Source organism: Hirschia baltica ATCC 49814, assembly GCF_000023785.1.
In the GTDB taxonomy this organism is placed as follows: Bacteria; Pseudomonadota; Alphaproteobacteria; order Caulobacterales; family Hyphomonadaceae; genus Hirschia; species Hirschia baltica.
The window spans coordinates 228,694-252,228 of the sequence record NC_012982.1; the positions used below are offsets into that span (position 1 = coordinate 228,694).

Genomic DNA, 23,535 nt, shown 5'->3' on the forward strand with positions numbered 1-23,535 from the left:
TGATTTTGGTTTTATGTCCTAACTTGCCCTCTTGCTCTGTATATAAGCATGAGGGCATATTTTTGTGTGATAATTTATCGGCAGCCGAATTTGATGGTTGGTTGGGAGAAAGATTACTATATGGCGGGTATTTGTTGAGTTGTTTACGCTTTAACCATTCCCGTCATGGTTGAATTAATTAAAAATTAACCAGTGTTGAGTAATAGTAAATATAATTTAATAAATTCTTTCTATATGAAAGAATACATTCTGCGTTGAAGGGGAGCTGGAGAATGGCCGGATTATCCTTAGAGAGCATAGTCGTTGAAAACGATAATTCTGAAGACGTAACTCAATCAGAAACATTGCCAATGCCTGCAAGGCGCATTGCAGTTGTGGATGATAGCCGCATAGATTTTCGACTTTTGCGCCGCCAACTTGAAATGTCCAATAATTCAAATCTTGTTATTGAGCATTATTCGACTTTGGCTGAATTTCTTGATGACGCGACAGTTTCACCAGATGCGGTTATTTTAGATAGACACTTGCCTGAATCAGGATTGAGTGAAGGGCGTATTCGCGAAATTCGCGCGCGTCACAAGAATTGTGGTGTGATTATACATACTGGTATGATGACGCCTTCCCTGCGCTCAACAGCCAGCCATGAAGGCGCAATTGCTGTCATTGAGAAGGGCACTTTGGATAGTGAAGCTATCGGGTTATTGGTTGAAACGGCTGCTGTGCTCGGCCCGCAAATGTATTTACCAGGCGGACGCCATTAAGCCACCGATTTTGCCCGCACATTTTTGCTGCGGGCATTAATGTCCAAAATCCATGAGTTGAATTGGCTTGCCGTCATCGGGCGAGCGATGAGGTATCCTTGGACTTCATCGACGCCAAGGCGGCGGACATATTGCAGTGTTTCTTTGGTTTCGATACCTTCAGCGACGACACGTAGATCAAGCTGCTTTGCCATTTTCATAGCGGTTTCGACAGCAATTCGGCTGAATGGATTTTCAACAACGTCTTTGATAAAAGACTGGTCAATTTTCAATTCATTGAAGGGATAGAGCCGTAATTGTTCAATGGACGCGGCACCGGTTCCAAAATCATCCAGAGACAGCCTGAACCCTTTAAGGCGGAAGCGTGCTAAGACATCCAACATGTCAGCACCATAGGACATGACTTTGTTTTCGACCACTTCCAGAGTGATCAAACGTCGGTCTATATCATGCAATTTGAATATACGTTCCAATCTGTCAGGAAGCTGGATATCTGACAGACTTAATGGACTGAAATTCAAAGAGGCTTTTAGGTGACGTCCCTGACGTTGCCATATTTGCAAATCGCGTGCGACTTGTTCGGCGAGATCTTCAGTTGCTCTTGTAATCGTGCCGTATGTTTCAGCAGCTTCAAGGAAATTCATGGGCGATTCGTATTCACCAGAATCGTTCAAAACGCGCCCCAGCACTTCAACGCTTTCGACACGTTTTGATATCAAGCTGAGTTTGGGTTGGTAAAATGGGTTGAAACGGCGTTCGTCGATATACTGGCTTACTCTTTTACCAGACCATAAATGCGCATCGGAAGGAGATGATGTTGTGCCCATCATTGGCGTTGAAATATGCGACAAAACAGTTTGCAGCGCTTCGGCAGTAAATGGTTTTTTGATTGTGCCTAGAACATCAATCCGTTGGATACGGGCAAGTCTGGTTACAGTGTCGAGCAGGTCAAGATCTTCACTTGATACGATTACAAGCGCGCCGTGATAAGAAAGTTTGCCTAATTCGCGGATAAGGGTCACGCCATCCATATTAGGCATGTTGAGGTCACAAAATATAATCTCAATCAGATGCTGATAGCGTTGTAGGATTTCCAGAGCATGTTGACCATCAAGTGCAGTGTCAACTTTTTCAATGCCTTGCGCACGAATAACGTCTTGCGCCACAATGTGGAACACTGGATCGTCATCTACGACTAGTGCATGTGAAAAACTCATAATGGGAACTCATCAACTCTTAGTCGTGTACTATATCCGAAACCCAATAATAAAGCTTAACAGGTGACGGAGAAATTTCATCGTTTAAGGCGAATAGTCACTTCCTGTGAACCCACACCTTGTGGAACGGGGATATCTGATAAGTGGTAGTCGGTTTTAATCACAAGGTTGGGTCCGTTTTTGAGCTTAAATGAATTGGCGACAATAACTGTATATTCTGATTCATCAGCAACGGGTTTGTCACCATCAATGGTGAGGTCGCTAAATGGGATGTAAATTGTGCCGACGAGCGTGCCCGCATTGTCGCTTGTAATACGGTGGTTTTTCCTGACGACTTCACCAAGTGTGTTGTTTTGAACTTTACCTAGAACGCCGCCAAGCTTGTTACCTAATTTTCCCGCAACTTTGCCGCCAAGGGTATCGGTGAGACCACCAAACCCTGCATCATAAATGAGGAGGCCAGCCATTGGACCTGAGCGTGGTGCACGTAAGGAGATTGAAGAATGTTTACCAAAATTGATTGTTGCCAATGGCCCGGACAAGAAAAAGCCTACGCCATCACCTTCGATATTGCCTGAGCTCTGCACATTTAAAGGACCATTGAGAATAATGTATTCGCCGGGTTTAAATTTTACATCAGCACCGTTTACATATAACCCGCCACAATAAACACCGGGTTCGAGAGTAACGTTCTCTCCAGGGTTTATGTGCACGCCATGTAACAGCCCATCAACACAATCCAAAGCATCAAAAGGAGGGTGAGGGCGGTCTCTAAGAGGGTCAGTAATTGGGGGGCAGCTTGTGATGACATCTCCGCCAATAGTGTGTGGGTCTCCTCTTAAGCCACCAGCAATACAGACAAAATCCATATTAACTTGCGCCATATCTCTAACGATCATGGAATATCTATCGTCTGAATTGGAATAGACCTGACAGTTCTCTGCTGTGATACGTGCTCTTTGTTGAAGATTAATCGTGCCTTGCTCGTGATCTGATAATCCGATCAGACAGACATTTCCTCCACCTGAAACTTCAGCGACAGCTTCGGCATAAAAATTTGTTTCTTTTTGATCTTTTTTCAAAATCGAGGCGATGGTTTTAGGAGCCGTGGAGGAAACAGTAATAATTCCTTTGCTCACATCAAGTACAGCATGCGTTGTTGCTTGTTCGCCCGTCCAGTTCGCGTCAACATAACTACTTGCCACAGATTGCACGCGGGTTTGATCGGCTGAAGATACCGCCATCTCGCGCGCTGCTGCGAGTGCGGCCGCATCAACAACGGATTGCAGTTCGCGGTTTAAAGACGATTTTTGAGAGATATCTATTGTGCCGGCTATCACAGCTATCAACAAACCAATGAATAGCGCAGCCATGACGGAGACATTGCCTTGCGTTGATTTGCAGAACTTATACAGGCTCAAAAAATTGGCTGTTTTGTGATGATTTTTCTTGGTCAAATCGTAGATCTGTCCTCGGGCAAAACTGATATTGTTTTAAATATTAACATGGTTATTTCAATAATTAACAAACTAAGCCACCAAACTTGATGAATGAGCGTTTAAGTTTTGGAAACCATAAGTTGCCAAGACTGGCTGGTAACTTATTTAATCTGAACTGATCATGAAAACACACAGCGCCTTTTCCTATTTCAAATCTATAAGGTTCCGCCTTTCTTTCATGATAGGTGCGATTATTTTTATGAGTGTGTTGATGGTTTCTGGTTTTTCCAGTTGGCGTGAATTTGAACGTCAGATTGAAACCAAACGACAATATGTTGAAGGCTCTGCACAAGGGTTTGCAGCAGCAATTTCCGACCCATTCTCGCAAAATGATAGAGCAGGTGTGGTCAATGCTTTGCGGGGCGTACGCAGTTTATCAGGCATTGAGTTTGCACAGGTCAAGGATGCCAATGGGCGCGATTATTTTTCTTTGGGTGCTGGCGCGAGTTTACGTGGACGCGATGGTGACCCTAAAACGATGTCGACATTGCAATTGCTGAAAGCTGACTTCTTGAGGGTAGAAACACCCTTATTGGATGACGGGGCTACGATTGGTAGTCTGCATTTGCTGACCAATATTACAAGTTTCCGCAAAACGCTGATCAATGATTTGTCATTCATTGCAAAAGTAATGCTATGTATCACGTGTATCGGAGTGTGTGTGGCGCAGTTTGCGATTGGAAAATTGATTGCGCCTATCGCACATCTTGCCAAACTGATGGAACAAATTGGGGAGAGCAATCAGTTTGATACGCGTGAAACGAATGCCGCAGCGTTTGTGAAACGAGAAGATGAGACTGCTCAACTCGCTCGCGCCTTCACTGACATGATGGATAAAATCAAAGAGCGCGACGATAAATTAGCCGACCACAGAGCATCTCTGGAACGCACGGTTGAAGAACGTACGCATGATTATCGTATGGCGAAAGAAGACGCTGAAGCTGCAAATGCGGCAAAGTCTGACTTTCTAGCGACGATGAGCCACGAGATTAGAACGCCCATGAATGGCCTGCTTGTTATGGCGGAGATGTTGTCAGCGGCGAATCTATCTATGCGGCATAGGCGTTATGCTGAGATTATATCGCGTTCGGGTAAAAGCCTGCTGACGATTATAAATGACATTCTGGACCTTTCCAAAATTGAGAGCGGTAAATTGGATCTGGAGACAGCTCCATTTGAACCGGACGCAATGGTTGAAGATATTGCGTGTCTTTTTTGGGAAAAAGCTCGATCCAATAATGTAGAAATAGCTACATATATATCGCCCAACACGCCTCAGAGCATTCTGGGAGATGTTACGCGCCTGAATCAGGTTGTAACGAATTTGGTGAATAACGCTCTGAAATTCACTGAAAAAGGTGGTGTGGAAATTCGGGTGGATGGGCGGCTCAATAAAAATGGTCAGCGTGTTAGATTGCGCATTGATGTGATCGACACTGGGATAGGTATTCCGGCGGACCGTCTGGATCAGATATTTGAAGCTTTTTCTCAGGCAGATCAAAGCACAACGCGTAAATTTGGCGGAACGGGCCTTGGCTTGGCGGTATGTAAACGATTAATGCACGCTATGGGCGGGGATGTGAAAGTTGCATCTGCTGAAGGTAAGGGAAGTTGTTTCACCGCTATTGCTGACTTTCCTATTGTTGAAACATTCGCCATGGCGAAAAGCCTAACAGAGGACAAGCCAGTATTCGTGATTGGCTATGATTCCCAAAAATCTTCTAAAGTGTCGACGCGTATAGCATCTCGCGGTTTAGCCAAAAGCTTGTATGACGCTGGTGCGGCAGTTTCGATAAAAGATATAAATCTCATAGAATGGAATGACTTAGAAGATAAAACGACGGTGATTGCACCTTCGAACTTGATCAAAAAAATCGCTGACCCAGAAGGGCGTATTTTCAATCGTTTGAATTTTGTCTGTCTGTCTGATGTTGGGGATATGCAAGCTGATACTTTGGTAAGCGATGGGTATGTGGTGGATATTTTACCTCAACCAACTGGGCGACGCGCTATTGCGGATTTGGTGTCGCGTGCCGTTTCCTCAAATTTCCGTGGCGCTGCTGCATTGAGTGATAATACTGCTGAACAAAGTCATGCCCAGTTTGAAGGTGTGCATGTTCTTGCTGCTGACGATAATGCCGTAAACCGAGAAGTCTTGCGAGAGGCGCTCTCGACATTGAGCGTGACTGTCGATTTTGCTGAAAATGGACAAGAAGCGCTTGAGATGGTGAACGACAAAAGCACCAAGTACGACATTGTGTTTATGGACGGGTCTATGCCAGTCATGGATGGTTTTGAAGCAACGCGTCGTATTCGTGCTGGTGAAGACGCGCGTGGCAAAGAGAAACGTTTGCCAATTGTTGGGCTGACAGCTCAAGTGCAAGGTTTAGGTGCCGATCATTGGAAAGATGTCGGTATGGATGAGTGTTTGTATAAACCTTTCACAATTGAACGTCTGGTTTCCACGCTTTCAGCTTTTGTCGCTGCATCAAAAGAAGGTGGCAGTAGGGTGAATGTAGAACCTGATGTTGTTGAACTAACAAGTGGAGGCGCGGCTCCTTTATTTGAGCAATCAACGCTCGATATGTTTGAGCAATTATCGTCTTCTTCGGGTGGAAATTTGCAAGAAAAAGTATGGGGTATGTTTGTATCTACAGCGCCTGCCTCACTGGAAGAGCTTGAAAAGCTAAGCCTTGAACCTGAGTTGGATGTGAAAATGATTGCGAGCACGGCGCATGCTTATAAATCCATGTGTCTAAGTGCAGGTGCAAAACGCGCGGCTGATCATGCATTGGTTTTAGAAAAGACAGCAGGCTCAGGACAAAAGGAAGAATTAGTCAGTATCATCAAAGATATGCTTATCTCCAGCAAAGCAACGATTGATGCGATGGAAGAAAGTCTCGCTGAACACAGAGCCATCGCGTTAAATCGAGAAGCGGCTCTATCCAACTAAGCCATTTGCATTGTCTATCTTAGTAACAGGTTTTATTTCTAGATTTTTCGTCCGCTGAATTTCGCGTTTCTTATTGTTGCTAGCAAACACAGCAACGCGATATTGAATGTAGATGCCAGCCCCAAACAGAATAATGTCCATCCAGAGAGTTGGAGGGATAACGGCTCTAAAGCATTGAAGAAAAATGGATAATACAGTTCCAACAGCAAACACAGGTAAGCCGTGTTTTCCCATTAGCTCGACGGCGTTCCACAAATTGGATGTAGAAATCCAGCTTGGCCATTTCGTGTTTATGACAAGGTATGTCAGCGATAATACATGCAATAGGCGCGGCAGAGATAGATAGGCTTTGTTGAAGTCCCTCATAATTCTGGGAAGGTCATCATTGAAGGGTAATGCACCCATTCTTTGCTGAATCCAGTAGAAAGAAAACAAAGCATAGGTAAGGGCTAGAACATATAAAACAGGATGGAATGGTGCTATGCGTTTGCCTGTTTTTGCGCTCATGCCGCCTAGAATTCCAATGACAAATATAAATTGCCACGCAAACGGGTTTAGAAACCATCTGCCATTATGAGGCCAGTTGGGCATGTTTATGTAAATACGCTCATAAAACAGGATATGCAGAGCAAACCAGATCAAGCCTGAAATAAGCAAAAGCAACCAACGGTTTCTTACGCCTAACCACAAGAATGCCGGAGCCATTAACAGCAGCATCATATACAGAGGTAAGATGTTCACATAGCCTATTTGATAGGTCAGTAGAGGAACGCCTATAGATGCGAGTATGGGGTGATCTATAAGTGGTTGTAGGGAGACTGCGCGGATCATTTTTTCAGCGCCGAAAACGCTGATTGTAACAGCAAGTATGGCAAGGCAAGCTGCAAAAACAAGTAAATGAACCCAATAGAGTTTGAAGGCGCGCGCCCACATTTTTTCCAGTCCGCTTTTGAATTCGCCGCGCTGGAATGTGCCCGTATAGGCTAGTCCAACTGCAATGCCGGACATGAGGACAAAAGCTTCTGCGGCGTCAGAAAATCCCCAGTTTCTGGAGGTGAAAGCTTCAAAGGCGTTGCCAGGTACGTGGTTGATGAAAATCGTGAGGACTGCAAATCCACGAAACACATCCAGACGTCTGTCCCGCATAGGTTTTGAAGCTGGAGGAGGCAGTGGTGCAGCATTCGCTGATGCTGAGTTATGCATGAGATGGCTTATCTATATTTAGCGAATTTTGATCAGACGTTTGAGTTTCATCAGGTGAATTGCTGTCAGTTTCTTCCAGCCATCGAGTCAAAATAGATGTTTGAATCTGCATCACATCAGAAGGTGCATATTCCATTGGCGTCCAGAATATGCCCATTAAGGCACTGATTTTACCACTCATTTGAGACGATGACAGTGTGATGAGTATCGAAGAAAATATTTGCGGCACAGCGATAGGCATAAACCAGTAAATCAGTTGCGGTGCTAGAAACCAGCAAGATGTCATAATGGCGAGACCAGATAGTGTTATCCACCATGAAGCTTGAAAGCTTTCCTTCAGACCTACAGTGTCGGCTTCTCTGTTAGAAGCTGGCCATCCGCCATCTTTTCCTAGAACGATTTCTAGGAAGGCGCGGGTTTGGAACATCAGCATAATCGGCGCAAATATTGAAGACCATATAATCTCGACAAATGTGCTCCAAAGCGCGATGAGGCTGCCGCCAAAATTTCTGTTTTCACCGGTAAGTAAACCACGCAAAACGATTAGGAATTTAGGCCCGATTAGCAATACCAATACACCTATAATGAGGGTAAAAGCCTGCGTTTGAGCTGAGACCGGAAAGACAGGATGCTGGCCGGGATTGGGGAAATAATTTGTCGTTGTCTCTACCAAAGTAGGCGCAATAATAGAGGCGATTATAAATAAGGCCCAAAGCGGAGAGGCAAGATAAGCCATAATGCCTTGAGTGAAAGTAAAACGACACCAAGTCGTCAGGCCCGGTGCACCGACAAGGCGTGTATGTTGAAGGTTTCCTTGGCACCAGCGACGGTCGCGCTTGGCAAAATCTATTATGTTTTCAGGGCCTTCTTCATAAGATCCTTGCAATTCGGGATCTACGATGACTTTCCAACCTGCGCGAGATAATAGTGCTGCTTCGACATAATCATGGCTGAGAATATGGCCGCCAAAAGGAGGTTTTCCTTTCAAAGCTGGCAGGCCGCAACTTGTCGCAAAGGCGTGTGTGCGTACAATCGCGTTATGTCCCCAGAATGGACCTTCAGTCCCCTGCGTGCTGGCAAGTCCACGTGCAAATGAGGGGGAGAAATAATTGGCGGCAAATTGAATAGAGCGACCAAACCAAGTACGCGCGCGAATGACTTTGGGGAGTGTCTGGAATAGTCCGATTTCGGGGTCGGATTCCATGCGATTGACCATCTCAATCAGCGTGTCACCTTCCATGAGGCTGTCCGCGTCTAGAATGATTAGGTATTCATATGCTGCACCAGAAGTGCGGATGAAATCTTCAATATTTCCTGCTTTTTTGCCAACATTGTTGTCACGTCGTCTATAGAAAATGTTGCTCTTGTTTTGACATTCTGTGGAAAGTCTGTCGAACCATTGTTCTTCTGTTGCGATCACGTCCGGCTGATTGGTATCTGACAAAATTGCGAAATCAAAAAAGCGTCCAGCTTCCGCAATTTCCAAAGATTGGACCATAGCGGCGATATGGGAGAATGTTTTGGACGGATCTTCATTGTAGACAGGTACTAGAATGGCCGTACGGTTTTCGGGTTTTAATAATAATGTTTGCGGGGCGTTTTTGGAGCCATTATTTTGGAACAATAGGCCGCCCAATGCCATTGAACCGCCCCATGCTATCCACGCTGACGAAATTGCAAGAAGCGCGATACGAACATAATCTAATATGTCCTTACCATCAGCAAAAAACACTTGCGCAGAAAGCTGCGTCGCGCTGATGGCAATAAGCAATGCATATGCAATTGATATGAAACGGCTGATAAATAACATAAAGCAACCTTACAGCTTCATGCCTTAGTGAACAGGTCTAAGGCTCTAATAGAAGCTGATACATACGAAATTGCATCTCGTTTGTCTTTATTTAGTTGCTAAACGGGCAGCAAAAGGAAGTACAGATGATGTACGACGCTCACGACGACGTTCTAGTGATTGAGCTGGCATAGCCATAGGTGCGTTTGGAAGGCCGCGCATTGTGTTTTTAGAAACTGAGTTCATTTTGTTAGTATGGTTTTTCATCGCCTGATCTCCATTGATAAAGCCAAATTTCAGAAAGGCGCTCATTTCCATTTTCGAGGAAAGCATTGAGCTCCATAGGTGCATCTGAATCTGTTCGTGCATCGAGTACCAAGCGCCATACATTGCTATCGCCTATACGAGACAATGATGAGTGTACGAGCTGACCTCGACTGATATTAATTACTGATTTTACATCGCTGCCTTCAGGAAGGTTTTCTAAAGCTCCCCCTTCAAAATCAACGACGAATTTACGTAGTGTGTTTTTACCAACTGTGCCGGATACTCCACCCATTCCACCTCTAAGACCGATAACTCGAGCGAACTCTTTAGTATCTGAATTGTCAGGCGAAATTGTGTCAGAATTGCCCAATTGGGTTACATCTTGTTCATGATTGGGGCGTTCAACATCCCCCCAGCTTAGGCGGTATTCATATTCTCTAAAGTCGCCTGCTTTAGGGGCATCCGCTGGTGTCCAGAAGGCAACGATATTGTCGTTGATTTCAAGATCCGTTGGGATTTCAACAAGTGAAATTTGTCCTTTTCCCCATTCGCCTTTGGGCTCCACCAATAAAGATGGGCGACGTTCATAATGGGCCTCAGCGTCCTGATACATATCAAAGTCGCGGTTTCGCTGCATCAAACCAAAAGCTTTTGGGTTTGTTTCCGTGAAATAGGAATTAGCCAGTTTTTGCGGGTTATTTAGATTGCGCCATAATTCGTCGCCATTCTCACGAATGATCTTTAGGCCATCACTGTCATGTACACGACCGCGATAATCATCAAACCGGTGATTTGAGTCTGAATATAAATACATGCTGGTCAATGGAGCCACACCAAGGCGGGCGACATCATCACGGAAGTAAAGCCGCGCTGTGACATCCATAATTGTATCTGGTCCGGGTGTGATCACAAATTTATAGGCACCCGTGACTGATTTACTGTCGAGGGCTGCGTAAACAGTGATGCTTGTTGCATCTTCTTCAGGTGTTTCGATGTAAAAATCTGAAAAACGGGGAAATTCTTCACCAGCAGCAGTTGCTGTGTTTACGGAAAGTCCACGTGCTGAAAGCCCATATAGACTGCCTTCACCCAGAGCACGAAAATAACTTGCACCGATAAAAGAAACCAGTTCGTCTTTATAATCTGGATTGTTGAGGGGATAGGCCAACCTAAATCCAGCAACACCTGGCATGACGAAATTTTCAAAATTTGCAGGGTCTAGAGGCGGTCTGTAAATAAAGTCGCTCGAGCTGAACCCAACTGGTGCAACTTTGTCATCTTTGATTTCATAAACGCGCACTGTTTCCCAGAAAATACCACCAAGATGAAAAGCTTGCATTTCAAATGTAGACTGGTCTTTCCAGTAAGCTTTTTCAGGATTGTGACGGATAGCGCGGTGCTCGTCATATGTCATGCTGCTCAATAATTCGGGTAGTTCATCCCGAGACGGCGCTTGATATGGCGCTTTCGAACGCGATTCCATGACTTGAGATAAAAGATCAAACGAAAATGGCGTATTTGCCGGCGCAACCACGTCCGGCGTGTTCGCGGGAGCGGAACTCGCAGGTAGACAGGACGCGATGGAAATAATCATCCAAGATAGAAGTAAAGTGACGGATGGGCGCGACATTAAGCTTTTGTTAACCTTTAGATCGTGTTGCGGGCGTTCAAATGATTGGATTTGATCATTTGGTGAAGTTAGCAGTTCGAAATATTTTTGAGCCGTTTGAGGAGGTGAGGACCGGTTGATAGTGTGTGTTTAGTTGTTGAATGAAACGATTGAGTCGTTGTTTTGGTTCCCGTATCTAACGAATAGATTTGCTGTCCTAAAATGTCCTCCCGTTAACGGTAAGTGCTTATTGCCGCATTTTCGAAGAAGTTTCATGTGAAAAATCAGTAAGCTAAGGCTGAAACCTAATCTAAACACGATAAACCCCGCTATTTGCTGAAGAATCTGGCGCTCGTGAACATTTTGTAAGCATTGAATTTTAAGCCTGTAGAAGGACTAAAAATTGCGCAAAACGTATTTGTTAGGCGAATTGCTGCGTTTTTTATCATGTAAAGAAGGTGTTAGTGGCATAGAACACACACTCATTGGCTTCACAGAGTGTGGTTCGCGCGTTTAAATAGATATCTTCTTGTGATTTGCACGTGATTTCGCATAAGTGGACAATATATATGAATTTCAACCCTACGCTTTTTAAATGCAGGGATAGTTGGGGAAATCTTTTTGGCATCTGATCGGACACGCTCAAAATCAATAACATTGTCTGATGTTGCAAAAGACGCTGGTGTATCACCGATGACGGTGTCTCGCGTGATCAATGGTGAGATTAGTGTACGTGAGTCCACTCGCATATCTGTGCAAGAATCTATTCGAAAATTAAAATACCGTCCCAATATCGGTGCGAGACGGTTGGCAGGCGCGAAAGTTGCCCGCATTTGTCTGCTATACGGAAATCCATCCAGTTCGTATCTTGGTGAACTTTTGCTAGGCGCTGTCGAAAAGGCAGGGCGCTTGGGCCATCAATTGGTTGTTATTCGTGCGAGTGAAGATTTGACGGCGGAAATGCTGGCGCAACAATACCGCACTCAATGGGATGGGATTATTCTGCCGTCTCCAATGGGAGATGAAAAAGCAACGCGTGACATTATCGCAAAAGAAAAAATTCCAGCAGTCTTTACAACAGGTGGCGTTGGAGGCCGTAGAAAAAAACTGCCTCACTCTTTTGAGCTAGGGATAGATAACCGGGCGGCTGCACGTGCGATCACGCAAAAACTAATTGATCTGGGCCACACGCGGATTGGCTTTATTAAGGGGCGTCAGGATCAGGCTGGCAGTTTGCTTAGATATAAAGGCTTTTGTGATGCGATGGAGGCGGCCAATCTGGAAGTTAATCCTTTAATGGTCGAGCAGGGTGATTTTACCTATCTGTCCGGTATGGAAGCAGCCGAACGTATGTTGACTTTTGATCCACGTCCAACGGCTGTGTTTGCAGCAAATGATGATATGGCAGCTGGCGTTATTGGGGCGGGGTCGCGACAAGGTTTAATGTTGCCGGGTGATTTGTCAGTTGCCGGATTTGATGATTCTCCTATCGCTACAAGTATCTGGCCACATCTGACAACTATCCACCAACCCGTGTCTGAGATTGGTGCGTATGCCGTGGAATGTCTGGATCAGATTATTTTTCCAAAAGACGACGAATCGGTTGTTACGAAAAAGCAGTATGAGTGGCTGGAATATACATTGATAGAACGCGCTTCCACAGCACCGCCCAGCCGGTTCAGTTGATTTCTGCGTTTCAAGTCTGGTCCCAAGTGTGGGTTTTTTGCCCCGTTTCCAAATCATATGCACGCAATAGAGGTAAATAGGGTTGCACCTATGGGCAAACCCTTCATATCTACGTTAAATGCTTGTCGCATGGTGTAATATATAGTGAAGGAATGAAGATGGCGATTAAATATCATGAAGGTGATCTGCCCAATGGTTTAAAGCTAGGTGCCATTCTTGCTGTTGATACAGAAGCCATGGGGTTGGAATTTCACCGAGATCAATTGTGTGTCGTGCAACTATCTGACGGCACAGGTGATGAGCATGTTGTTCGGTTGGACCGTAAAACCTTTGATTGCCCAAATTTAAAAGCACTTATGTCAGATACTAAAGTGTTGAAGATTTTCCACTTTGCACGCTTTGATGTGGCGATGATGAAAAAATGGCTGGGTATAGAATGTGCCCCAATATTCTGTACTAAAATCGCTTCCAAATTGGCGCGCACTTACACGGATCGTCATGGTCTAAAAGATGTGAGCCGCGAATTGGTTGGGGCTGATATGTCCAAAGCGCAACAATCTTCAGATTGGGGAGCAGATTCACTTAGTGAGGCGCAGCTCGCCTATGCGGCTTCTGATGTGCTTTATCTTCATGAAATTCGCGAGAAACTCATCCTTATGCTTGAACGTGAAGGACGGATGGAATTGGCGCAGGCGTGTTTTGATTTCCTTCCTAAGCGAGCAGATTTGGATTTGGCTGGATGGCCAGAGACTGACATTTTTGCGCATAGTTAAAAATTAGAGCAGCAAAGCCATAGTACAGACACTGTTTTGTCCATAAGCTATGTGCACAATCTCAACAATACTGTGACACTTGAGGCAGACTTTGAACGCAATTACTCAAAACAAGATGCAATTATGGGAGCCAAGGCGGGTCACGACTCTGACTCAAGCGCGCTTTCGTTCTAGTCTTGTCGGGCTTTTGCGTATGTTGTTCATGGCTGGTATCGCAATTTCGGCGGGGTGGTTGATTGGCCCTGTGGTTGTGCATGCGTTTACGTCCGGAGCATCCATTCAAGAAAACTCTGTAAATGGTGTGACGATGCTAAACCCTCGCTTTTCCGGGCGAGATGAAAACGGGAATGCATTCACCTTGACAGCCGGAACAGCCCAGAGACGTATTGATGAATTGGATGTTGTGGATTTGCAGCAGCCAGTTCTTGAAGACGGACTTGGCGGCGTCGTTCGGGCACGAACAGGTGTCTATGACAAGGGTAAGGAAATGCTGACCCTGACGGATAACGTGCATTTTGTAGACGCCTCTGACTATGAGTTAACAACAGACAGCGCTGTTGTGTTTATAAGTGAAAACCGAGTGGTGGGGTCTACTCCATTGCGGGGTGAAGGTCCCTTGGGGGAATTCCGAGCTGACAGCTATGAAGTTGTGGATGGCGGGAAACGCACTATCTTGATTGGGAATGTGTGGACTCAAATTGTAAGTGTTGACCCTGATGAAGAGGGCGACAATTGAGATGTTAGACGATATAGTAAAGTTGTGCAGTCATGAGGAAGTTGAACATGTTTAAATTCAAACAGGTAGCGCCTGTATTTGTTGCGATCATAACTATGCTCGTGCCGGCTGCGCATGCTCAATTGGGTAATTCACGTGGACCAATTGAAATAACTGCCGATAGATTTGAGCTTGATGATGTAAAACATGAAGCGATTTACCAAGGTAATGTTGATGTTATTCAGGGGCAATCGCGTATTCGTGCAAACAAAGTTGTTGTGAGCTATTGGAGCAAAGAAAGCCAGAAAGAGCGTGCTGCTGCGGCAACCGGATCTATTGGTGCCTTGAAGGAAATAATTGCAACAGGTGAAGTATACTACATTACGCCTGTTGAAAAAGTAAAAGCTGAACGCGGCGTATATAATGCGGAAAAAGAGCGTATTACGCTGTCTGGCAACGTACTTGTGACCAATGCTGAAGGTGTCATTGCGGGGGCACATCTCGTGATTGATATTCCTAAAGGACGTTACAATATGGATGGAGGCGGCCTTGGTGGTCGTGTGACATCTGTGTTTGAGAGTGTCGGTGAACCACCGATTCAATAAATTAATCATGTCTACGAAGATTTGTAGACAAGTTCTAACCTGATTTTAATGGTGTTGAGTTCTAATGACCGAACAGACGATTATTCAATCGAGTACTGAAGGGGAAGAAGGCAAGGGTGGCCTTCAAGCATTAAACATCGCGAAGTCCTTTAAAGGGCGGAGCGTGGTTAAAGATGTTTCTCTTTCTCTTCAGCGCGGTGAAATAGTTGGTCTGTTAGGGCCGAACGGGGCGGGTAAAACCACCTGTTTCTATATGATAATGGGACTCATCGCTGTGGATAACGGACGTGTGGAAATTGATGGAGAGGATGTGACAGCGTTGCCGATGTACCAACGTGCACGCCTTGGCGTCGGTTACCTTCCTCAGGAAAATTCGATTTTCCGAGGCATGACTGTTGAACAAAACATCATGAGTGTTGCTGAACTCACAGAAAAATCCAAAGAGAAACGCCATGAATTAGTGGCGTCTTTGATGGATGAATTGAATGTGGCTCATCTTAGAGACCAAAGTGCGAATTCTCTTTCCGGTGGTGAACGCCGCCGTGTTGAGATTGCGCGTGCACTTGCTTCCCGGCCAAGTTTTATTTTGCTGGACGAACCCTTCGCCGGGATCGACCCATTAGCAGTATCTGATATTTCGGATTTGGTTCGATATTTGAAGCAACGCGGTTTAGGCGTGCTGATTACGGATCACCAAGTTCGTGAAATGCTGGATATTGTTGATCGCGCCTCCATTATTTATGAAGGTGAAGTGCTCTTTGAAGGTCAACCAGAAGAAATTCTGGCGAACAAAGATGTGCGTCGGGTCTATCTTGGGGACCGGTTCGCGGCCTAGGGGGGCGCGTATGGCTATTTCTCAACGTTTACAAATGCGTCAGGGCCAATCACTGGTCATGACACCACAATTGCAGCAAGCTATTAAATTGCTGCAATTATCCAATATCGAACTCGCCGAATATGTCGAAGCCGAGATCGAAAAAAATCCTCTGATTCAAAAAGGGGATGGATCTGAAGATAATTCTCCTAAAACAGAAGCTGTTGAGAGCAATTCTGCAACTGAGCTAGATCTTGGTGCAGGTGAAGCACAAAATAATCTTGATGCACCCCGCGAAGACGCGTTTGAAGCAGATTCCCCGTCTGAACAAGTTCAACCTGACGGCGCGAGTGGTCCATCTGCATCTGTCGACTGGTCCGGTACTGGTAAAGGTGGAAGCAGTTCTGGCGGCGGTGATGATTATGATTTTGAGAGCAATCTTTGTGAAGAAGTCACACTGCGTTCGCATTTAGAAGATCAATTGAAAATGTCTGGTCTTCAAGGCGTAGATCAATTCGTTGCACAACGATTAATCGATGAACTCGATGAAGTTGGGTATATGCGGACAGAGCCTGCAGAAATTGCGGAAACGCTTGGAACAGACATAGCGCATATTGAGCGGGTTCTTGGTGTTTGTCAGGGGTTTGAGCCAACAGGTGTTTTTGCGAAAAGCTTAGAAGATTGTTTGGCTATTCAGCTTAAAGAGAAAAACCGATTTGATCCGGCCATGGCGGCTATGCTGGATAATTTGCAAATGATTGCCAAGGGAAACCTCAAAGGTTTGGCTGAAATTTGCGGCGTAGATCGTGAAGACCTTTCGGATATGCTAACTGAATTGCGGGATTTATCGCCGCGTCCGGCGGCTGGTTATGCGGGAGATGCAGCGCCAACAGTGGTGCCAGATGTGTTTGTGCGTGAGATGAGCAATGGAATGTTTGCCGTTGAATTAAACTCTGACACTTTGCCGAAAGTGCTTCTGGATCGCACTTATTATGCTGAAGTGAATAATGTCACGCGAACTGAAGATGAAAAAGAATTCGTGTCTGAATGTCATGCAAATGCAAACTGGTTGATTAAAAGTTTGGATCAACGTGCTCGCACTATTTTGAAAGTGTCTCAGGAAATTATTCGTCAGCAAGACGGATTTTTTGTTCGCGGTGTTCAGGCGTTGAGACCTTTAAACCTTAAAGCAGTTGCAGATGCTGTTGATATGCATGAATCAACGATTTCGCGTGTGACTTCTAATAAATTCATGTCGACGCCGCGCGGTGTTTTTGAGTTGAAATATTTCTTCTCAGCCTCAATTCCAGCGATCCGCGGCGGTGAAGCGCATTCAGCAGAAGCTGTCCGATATCGGATTAAAGCGATGATTGATGATGAAGCTTCAGACGCTGTATTGTCAGATGATCAGATTGTGGAACGTCTTCGTGCCCACGGAATCGACATTGCAAGACGAACAGTTGCTAAATATCGGGAATCTTTGCGAATTCCCTCATCAGTTGAGCGCAGAAGGATCTTGGCCCGCTCGGCATAATGTGCTTCACTATACGAACTGAGACGGGTCTGGCCGTCTTCACCGTAGATTTGTCGCGGTGCATGATGGCTTTCAGCCTCAGGGGCGTCTGACGTATCTCGTCAGACTTGTTTTTCGTATAATTGGAGACCCCACATGCAAATTGAAATCGCTGGAAAACAAATCAAACTTGGTGATGCACTTAAAGAGCACATCACTGCAGGTCTTGAAGGAAGCGTATCAAAGTATTTCGACCGTGCAGGAGAAGCATCTGTTTTTGTTTCAAAGCCTGGACGTCCGTTTGAAGTCGATTGCTCGGTGCACTTACCCTCCGGTGTTACATTGCAGGCACATGGCGAAGGTGCAGATGCGCATATTGCCTTTGAAGCCGCTCTAGAAAAAATTGAAAAACGCGTACGCCGATATCATAGGCGTCTCAAAGATCATCACAAAAATAACAAGGATACACTGCCTGTTGAGGCCGTGATGGAGCGCGTTATTGCGTCCAGTGATGATGAAGAAGACGACATGGCGTCGCTTGGAACAGCACCAGCAATCATTGCTGAGACTGATACAAAATTAAAAACAATGACTGTTTCTATGGCAGTGATGCAGCTGGAATTGACTGATTCTCCAGCGATTATGTTCAGAAATGCGTCTCATGGCGCATTGAATATGGTGTTCCGCCGGACTGATGGGAATGTGGGGTGGGTTGATCCGGGTGTCGCTTAGCGATATCTGCTATCCGATCGGCTAAGTATTTCCGAAAGTAATGGACGAGAATATTATTGAATGACTGACGTTCTGGATTTGCTTCATCCCGAAACTATTGCACCACGTGCAAAATGGGGAAGTCGAAAACTCGTTATTTCTGAATTGGCAGAAATCATTGCAAAAGAAACAGGTCTCGATGGAAATGAGATCTTTTCCGCTGTGATGGAAAGAGAACGTCTTGGGTCTACTGGTGTGGGCGAGGGGGTGGCTATCCCTCACGCCCGCATTGCCGGTTTGAAAAAGCCAATTGGTGCTTTTGCGCGGCTTGTAGAGGGAGTCGATTTTGAAGCGATTGATGAACGAGATTGTGATCTTGTATTCTTATTGCTTGCCCCCAAAGAAGCTGGTGTTGAACACTTAAGGGCATTGGCTAAAGTATCGCGTATTATGCGTCAGGAAAAACTGCGAGAAGGTCTTCGTAAAGCCCTTTCCGTGGATGCTGTGTTGGCTGTGTTTACGACCTCTTCCAAATCTGAAATTCCAGTTGCTTAGTTTCCCTTGCGCGGGGAATTTAGCAATAATCCGAAATATCGCCTTCATACTGTTGGTATAGTGTATTGGGTATTGGTAAAACTTACGAGCGTGTTCTAGTTTATATAGATCTCGGCAATCGACCCGTGGGAGCAGGCTGATGAATGAAGAATTTATTCGAGCGGAAATTGAGTCTGCAGATAAAGCGCTAAATGAAGCGTTTATTCGTCGCTTGCGGGCCATTAGCGCGCTGAAAGAGGCTAAAAGGGTCGATGATACTGAAATATCGGCTGATCTGGCGGCTGATGCTGCGCTCGTGCGCCGCCTCATTGAAGAAGCTCCTGATGACGTGTCCATTGATGCTGTTGCGCGGTTCTGTCGTGCCTTTATCGGTGAATGTGTGGTGTATCAGGGTGTGAAAGCCGTGCGGTATGCGGGAGGGGACGCAACACGGCTTGTTGCAGCTGCACGTGGTTTCTTTGGATATGCCGCAAACCTGACTAGCGCTGTTGATCCCAGAGAAGCTCTAGAAGCTGTTGCTGAAGAAACAGGTGTGGTCGCGTGTCTACCGTGGCCTGAGCTTGCTGGCGGCGGTCAATGGTGGCCCATGATGAATGAAAGCCGCTTCTCAGGGTTAAAGATATTATCAGGTTGGCCAAACCTGCCAGGTGAAAATGCACAACCTTTAGAAACCGCAATTGTGGCGCGCAAAGAATTGTCACCCTCTGGTGCTGACGATATGTATGCAATTGCACATGATGATATTCATGATGCGCATCGTATCTTGAGAAATCTCGATATGCCGGGAGAAGTTGTTGCCCGCGTGCGGTCTTTGGCGCTTATTAAATTATCCGGATATATCACAGAGGACGATTCTCGACTTGCTGAAGCACGCCAAGCTGGGTTAGACGGACTACAGATAATAGGCGTGTTACCACGTCCTTGAGGCTTAAAGCCTTAAACCCTGATGAAGTCCGATGAGATTTTCAATTCACAAGATGTGAAAATCCCAATTGTGAAAGCAAGAATGATGACGAAGAAGCAGCGCCCAGAGCCATTGCCGCAAATCTTGGACATATCGCCATATGTGCCGGGTCATGCGCCTTCTCCAAGCACTGGACGTGTATTTAAGCTTGCTTCTAATGAAAACCCATTAGGTGCGTCGCCTGCTGCTAGACGTGCGGTGGAAGAAGCGACATCGCATCTTGAAGTTTACCCTGATGGTAATGCGACACGGCTTCGCGAAGCGATAGCGGAGCGCTATGGGCTTGATGCAAATAGAATTATTTGCGGTGCAGGATCAGATGAAATTTTTCAGATGCTGGGTAAAGCTTATCTGGAAAAAGGTGATGAGATTATACAGTCAACGCACGGCTTTCTTGTGTATGAACTTGTGGCTCAACAAGCTGGGGCGATTACGAAAAGTGCACCAGAAAAACAATTACACACGGATGTTGATGCGATTTTGGATTGCGTCACTGAGAAAACAAAAATCGTTTTTATCGCAAACCCGAATAATCCAACAGGGACATATATCTCCTTTGAAGAAGTGCGCAGATTACATGCGGGGCTACCTAGCCATGTCATTTTAGTGCTTGATGGTGCGTATGCAGAATATGTGCGGGCGAATGATTATGCGGCTGGGATAGAACTTGTCTCAGAGTTTGAAAATGTTGTGATGACTCGTACATTTTCAAAGATATATGGCTTGGCTGCGCTGCGGCTTGGTTGGGCGTATGCACCAGCGCACATTATCGATGCGCTGCACCGTGTGCGCGGGCCTTTTAATGTTTCAGAGACGGCGCAGCTAGCTGGAATTGCGGCGATTCAGGATCAAGCATTTTTAGAGACATCTTTGGCTCACAATAATGAACAACGTGAACGTTTATTTGCGGGGCTTGAGAAACTTGGGCTTGATCCAGTGCCTAGTGTTGCTAATTTTATTCTAGCAAAATTCCCTGAAAAATTAGGGCAGTCCGCCGTTGAAGCTGCGAAATTCTTGGATACTAAAGGCGTGTCTGTGCGTGCGATGGTAAGCTATAAACTTCCCCATTGCTTGCGTATTTCTGTTGGCAGCGCCGACAGTGTGGATGCTGTGCTTTCGGGCCTAGAAGAATTTCTGGCGGCATCATGATTACAAAAATATCAAATCCAATATTTGACACCATCACAATAATTGGGGCTGGCCTTATAGGCTCGTCTATAGCCCGCGCGAGTGAAGCAAGCGGCGTGGCTAAAACTATCCGCATTTATGATACGAATGAAGCTGTTCGCGCCTGTGCTGCGCAAATTGGGTTGGGCGACGTGTCTGATACAATTGAAGCAGCTTGTACGGGAGCTGATCTTGTTGTTCTGTGTACGCCGGTTGGTGTTTTGGGAGCCGCCGCGCAAGCAGCTGCGCCTTTCTTGAAAGAAGGGGCTATTTTAACAGATGTAGGCTCTGTGAAGGAAAGTGCACTCAATGACATGGTCGCTGTGAGTCCGGCGCATGTGCATGTGATTGCGGGGCATCCGATTGCTGGAACGGAGCATTCAGGGCCCGATGCTGGGTTTGCAAAATTGTTTTCAGGGCGTTGGTGTATCCTCACACCTTTGGAGGATCAGAGCGATTCCTACCAAGTTTCTGTGCAAAAACTGTCGCGTTTCTGGGAAGCTTTTGGGTCCACAGTCGAGATTATGAGTGCAAAGCGTCACGATTTGGTGCTGGCTATCACAAGTCACCTTCCTCACCTAATTGCATATAATATTTGTGCAACAGCTGAAGACATGGAACAGGTCACTGAGGGCGAAGTTGTGAAATTCTCTGCGGGTGGTTTTCGAGACTTTACCCGTATTGCAGCCTCTGATCCGACAATGTGGCGTGATGTGTTTTTGAATAATAAAGAAGCTGTTTTAGAGACACTGGGGCGATTTACTGAAGACCTCGCAGCATTGCAGCGGGCCATTCGTTGGTCAGATGGTGATCAATTATTTGATCTGTTTACGCGGGCGCGGTCTATTCGAAAATCCGTGATTGATGCTGGACAAGATACAGCTGCTCCCAATTTTGGTCGCCGTAGCGATGAAGATGATACGCCAGCAGAATAGACGGATGAGTTTTATACTTCTGTCTAATAAAGCGGGTCTATTTCGGCGATATCCTGAAACATGATTTTTACCTTGCCTTGGTGAAGTGAAATAGGAAGGAATGCGTCTTCTTTTTTCATCATGTTTTCTGCGATCGTTAGAGCTTGTATTTGATTTTTATCTAACGCGTTTTCTGCTTGCATTGCAGCTTTTAAGTCGGCGATATTCTCAACGCGCAAATTGACCAATCCTGTTGGTCTATGGGCATTGTCGATTTTGATGCTGTCTGTTTTTGCTTTGAGCTCTAAAGCACCCCATTTAAATTCTGTCAGTGGAGACATAAGGCTTGGATCTAGTTCATCTACGAGCTGAACAATATCGCCGCCTTGCTTTAAAGCTTTAACACCTTGAGTTATTGCTATGCGTGCTTTCAATGGGCCAATTTCAGTGCCCAGATATTCTGCATCCGAGACTGGGTCTGACAGTGTGAGCGTGTCAAAGCCTGCATAGATGCGTAAATCGTCGGGACTTTCTGGCATGGGAGAAATATGCAAATTGGGACCGGTAATTGTGTATTTATCGTTGGCAGACGTGTTGGTTACCAATGAATTTGCGATGATAGATATTTGATTTAACTTTTCGCCCTTTCGGCTAAAAGATGCCTGAAACCCAGAACTGTCAGTGGTGTAGATTACGTTTTCTGCATCGGTCAGAATGTGGCGTCCAGGTGCAAACCCTATGAAATGATTGTAGTTATAGGTTTGCATGACAATGAGAAGTTTTTCGCCTTGCCATGTCCAGTCTTTGTCGGGTGTTGATAGGATGGGACTGTCAATCTCAAGTGTGAACCGATATGGAAAACCAGTCACTTTGGTGCCGCTATGCTCAATGCTGTATCCGGCAGCGCGTTGCTCTTGCATCCAGTTGAGCACACCTTTGTGAATAGCGTTGGAAGCAACAAACCAATAGATTGTATAAGCGATTAGGACCAAAGCAATCGCGGAAAACAAAATGATGAAGGACTTTGATTTTCCTTTTGTTTTTGTCTCTTCCATTATGCTTGCGCCTCTTTTTTAGCCTCATCTAATTTAGAGGGTATGGAGTGTTGTTCTTGAAGTAAAGCATTGGATGCTGGTTCTATATTGTCTTGCAATCTTTGCATGAATTCCTTGCGTGGAAGACCTGCTTCTATGGCGGGGAGGATATCAAAAACAAGCTTTCCGGGACGGCGCATGAAGCTGCCGCGTGGCCATATTGTGCCTGTGTTCAAAGCAACCGGAATGCAGGGCTCGTTTAATTCTTTGTACATTGCGTACACACCTGATTTGTAATCGGGTGTGGCACCGGGAATTTGACGTGTGCCTTCAGGGAAAATCAGAATTTGTCTGCCGCGTTGCGATTCTTCTTTGGCACGCCCCAACATTTTTTTGAGGGTTTTTACATAGCCACCCCGGTCGATTGGGATCATATCGGCGCGCCAACCATACCAGCCCAAAATTGGGTAGAAGAACAGCTCTCGCTTCAATACAAATGCCGGATTTTTGGCATAAATAAACGGCATCAATATATCATAAGTGCTTTGATGTTTAGACGCGATGAGGCAGGCCCCATCGGGCATGTTTTCAATGCCACGTATTTCTGTTTGAACGCCGCAAAAGAAACGTAAACCAAAGCGTGTCGCCTTAGCCCAAGAACGTGCAGCAGCGATGGATGCTTTTTGCGGTAAAAATAAAGCAGGAATGAAAACGACGCCCAGAACACCCATAGAAAGATAGTGCCAGATATAGAAGGCAAATGAACGCAACCAGATGAACATTATG

General features: G+C 45.6%; 21 protein-coding genes. 13 read left to right on the forward strand and 8 right to left on the reverse strand.

Annotated elements, in window-relative coordinates; genetic code table 11:
• The first annotated feature begins 272 nt into the window (after positions 1 to 272).
• The gene (locus HBAL_RS01050; protein ID WP_012778070.1) at positions 273 to 761 is read left to right on the forward strand and encodes a response regulator; all 489 of its coding nucleotides are present in this window, start codon (positions 273 to 275) and stop codon (positions 759 to 761) included.
• Here HBAL_RS01050 and HBAL_RS01055 read toward each other — a convergent pair.
• Together HBAL_RS01055 and HBAL_RS01060 are read right to left on the reverse strand one after the other, a co-directional pair.
• On the reverse strand, positions 758 to 1,978 hold the full coding sequence (locus HBAL_RS01055) for an EAL domain-containing response regulator (protein WP_012778071.1): 1,221 nt from the start codon (positions 1,976 to 1,978) through the stop codon (positions 758 to 760). The two genes, HBAL_RS01050 and HBAL_RS01055, sit on opposite strands and share 4 nt — an antisense overlap.
• Before the next feature lie 77 nt (positions 1,979 to 2,055).
• Positions 2,056 to 3,435, reverse strand: a complete 1,380-nt coding sequence (locus tag HBAL_RS01060) for a TadE/TadG family type IV pilus assembly protein (RefSeq protein ID WP_324603386.1) — start codon at positions 3,433 to 3,435, stop codon at positions 2,056 to 2,058.
• Between the two features lie 241 nt (positions 3,436 to 3,676).
• Here HBAL_RS01060 and HBAL_RS01065 point away from each other — a divergent pair, with 241 nt between their 5' ends.
• Positions 3,677 to 6,430, forward strand: a complete 2,754-nt coding sequence (locus HBAL_RS01065) for a hybrid sensor histidine kinase/response regulator (RefSeq protein WP_159098022.1) — start codon at positions 3,677 to 3,679, stop codon at positions 6,428 to 6,430.
• Here HBAL_RS01065 and HBAL_RS01070 read toward each other — a convergent pair.
• From HBAL_RS01070 to HBAL_RS01080, 4 genes are all read right to left on the reverse strand, one after another.
• A complete protein-coding gene (locus tag HBAL_RS01070; protein ID WP_012778074.1) occupies positions 6,419 to 7,633 on the reverse strand; it encodes an OpgC family protein in 1,215 nt (404 codons plus the stop codon). The genes HBAL_RS01065 and HBAL_RS01070 overlap by 12 nt on opposite strands.
• Entirely contained in the window at positions 7,626 to 9,443 is a 1,818-nt protein-coding gene (mdoH, locus tag HBAL_RS01075; RefSeq protein ID WP_012778075.1) for a glucans biosynthesis glucosyltransferase MdoH, read from the reverse strand. Before mdoH ends, HBAL_RS01070 begins: the two co-directional genes overlap by 8 nt.
• A gap of 87 nt (positions 9,444 to 9,530) precedes the next feature.
• Positions 9,531 to 9,689: a hypothetical protein gene (locus HBAL_RS16805; RefSeq protein ID WP_012778076.1), complete on the reverse strand. Its 159-nt coding sequence runs from the start codon at positions 9,687 to 9,689 to the stop codon at positions 9,531 to 9,533.
• Positions 9,673 to 11,319, reverse strand: coding sequence for a glucan biosynthesis protein (locus HBAL_RS01080; protein WP_012778077.1), 1,647 nt, complete (start codon positions 11,317 to 11,319; stop codon positions 9,673 to 9,675). The genes HBAL_RS16805 and HBAL_RS01080 overlap by 17 nt, the downstream gene beginning before the upstream one ends.
• 600 nt (positions 11,320 to 11,919) lie before the next feature.
• Here HBAL_RS01080 and HBAL_RS01085 point away from each other — a divergent pair.
• The 11 genes from HBAL_RS01085 (at position 11,920) to HBAL_RS01135 (ending at position 21,736) form a co-directional block, all read left to right on the forward strand.
• Complete coding sequence (locus tag HBAL_RS01085; RefSeq protein ID WP_012778078.1) at positions 11,920 to 12,984, forward strand: LacI family DNA-binding transcriptional regulator; 1,065 nt, start codon at positions 11,920 to 11,922, stop codon at positions 12,982 to 12,984.
• Positions 12,985 to 13,142: 158 nt separating this feature from the next.
• Positions 13,143 to 13,757 carry a ribonuclease D gene (locus tag HBAL_RS01090; RefSeq protein WP_012778079.1) on the forward strand — a complete coding sequence of 205 codons (615 nt, stop codon included), beginning with the start codon at positions 13,143 to 13,145 and terminating at the stop codon, positions 13,755 to 13,757.
• Positions 13,758 to 13,848: 91 nt separating this feature from the next.
• Positions 13,849 to 14,493 (forward strand): LPS export ABC transporter periplasmic protein LptC, encoded by a 645-nt coding sequence (gene lptC, locus HBAL_RS01095; RefSeq protein ID WP_012778080.1) that lies wholly within the window; start codon positions 13,849 to 13,851, stop codon positions 14,491 to 14,493.
• Between the two features lie 47 nt (positions 14,494 to 14,540).
• Positions 14,541 to 15,077, forward strand: a complete 537-nt coding sequence (gene lptA / locus HBAL_RS01100; protein WP_012778081.1) for a lipopolysaccharide transport periplasmic protein LptA — start codon at positions 14,541 to 14,543, stop codon at positions 15,075 to 15,077.
• Positions 15,078 to 15,141: 64 nt separating this feature from the next.
• Positions 15,142 to 15,912, forward strand: coding sequence for an LPS export ABC transporter ATP-binding protein (gene lptB, locus HBAL_RS01105; RefSeq protein WP_012778082.1), 771 nt, complete (start codon positions 15,142 to 15,144; stop codon positions 15,910 to 15,912).
• A 10-nt stretch (positions 15,913 to 15,922) separates the two neighbouring features.
• Positions 15,923 to 17,425, forward strand: a complete 1,503-nt coding sequence (rpoN, locus tag HBAL_RS01110; protein WP_012778083.1) for an RNA polymerase factor sigma-54 — start codon at positions 15,923 to 15,925, stop codon at positions 17,423 to 17,425.
• A gap of 135 nt (positions 17,426 to 17,560) precedes the next feature.
• Positions 17,561 to 18,136: a ribosome hibernation-promoting factor, HPF/YfiA family gene (gene hpf / locus HBAL_RS01115; protein WP_012778084.1), complete on the forward strand. Its 576-nt coding sequence runs from the start codon at positions 17,561 to 17,563 to the stop codon at positions 18,134 to 18,136.
• A gap of 60 nt (positions 18,137 to 18,196) precedes the next feature.
• A complete protein-coding gene (locus tag HBAL_RS01120; RefSeq protein ID WP_012778085.1) occupies positions 18,197 to 18,670 on the forward strand; it encodes a PTS sugar transporter subunit IIA in 474 nt (157 codons plus the stop codon).
• A gap of 139 nt (positions 18,671 to 18,809) precedes the next feature.
• The gene (locus HBAL_RS01125) at positions 18,810 to 19,595 is read left to right on the forward strand and encodes a hypothetical protein (RefSeq protein WP_012778086.1); all 786 of its coding nucleotides are present in this window, start codon (positions 18,810 to 18,812) and stop codon (positions 19,593 to 19,595) included.
• A 21-nt stretch (positions 19,596 to 19,616) separates the two neighbouring features.
• Positions 19,617 to 20,783 carry a histidinol-phosphate transaminase gene (gene hisC, locus HBAL_RS01130; RefSeq protein WP_012778087.1) on the forward strand — a complete coding sequence of 389 codons (1,167 nt, stop codon included), beginning with the start codon at positions 19,617 to 19,619 and terminating at the stop codon, positions 20,781 to 20,783.
• A complete protein-coding gene (locus tag HBAL_RS01135; RefSeq protein WP_012778088.1) occupies positions 20,780 to 21,736 on the forward strand; it encodes a prephenate/arogenate dehydrogenase family protein in 957 nt (318 codons plus the stop codon). The genes hisC and HBAL_RS01135 overlap by 4 nt, the downstream gene beginning before the upstream one ends.
• Positions 21,737 to 21,759: 23 nt before the next feature.
• Here HBAL_RS01135 and HBAL_RS01140 read toward each other — a convergent pair whose 3' ends face one another.
• On the reverse strand, positions 21,760 to 22,770 hold the full coding sequence (locus HBAL_RS01140) for a DUF2125 domain-containing protein (RefSeq protein ID WP_012778089.1): 1,011 nt from the start codon (positions 22,768 to 22,770) through the stop codon (positions 21,760 to 21,762).
• Positions 22,770 to 23,531 carry a lysophospholipid acyltransferase family protein gene (locus tag HBAL_RS01145; RefSeq protein WP_012778090.1) on the reverse strand — a complete coding sequence of 254 codons (762 nt, stop codon included), beginning with the start codon at positions 23,529 to 23,531 and terminating at the stop codon, positions 22,770 to 22,772. The genes HBAL_RS01140 and HBAL_RS01145 overlap by 1 nt, the downstream gene beginning before the upstream one ends.
• Positions 23,532 to 23,535: the final 4 nt, after the last annotated feature.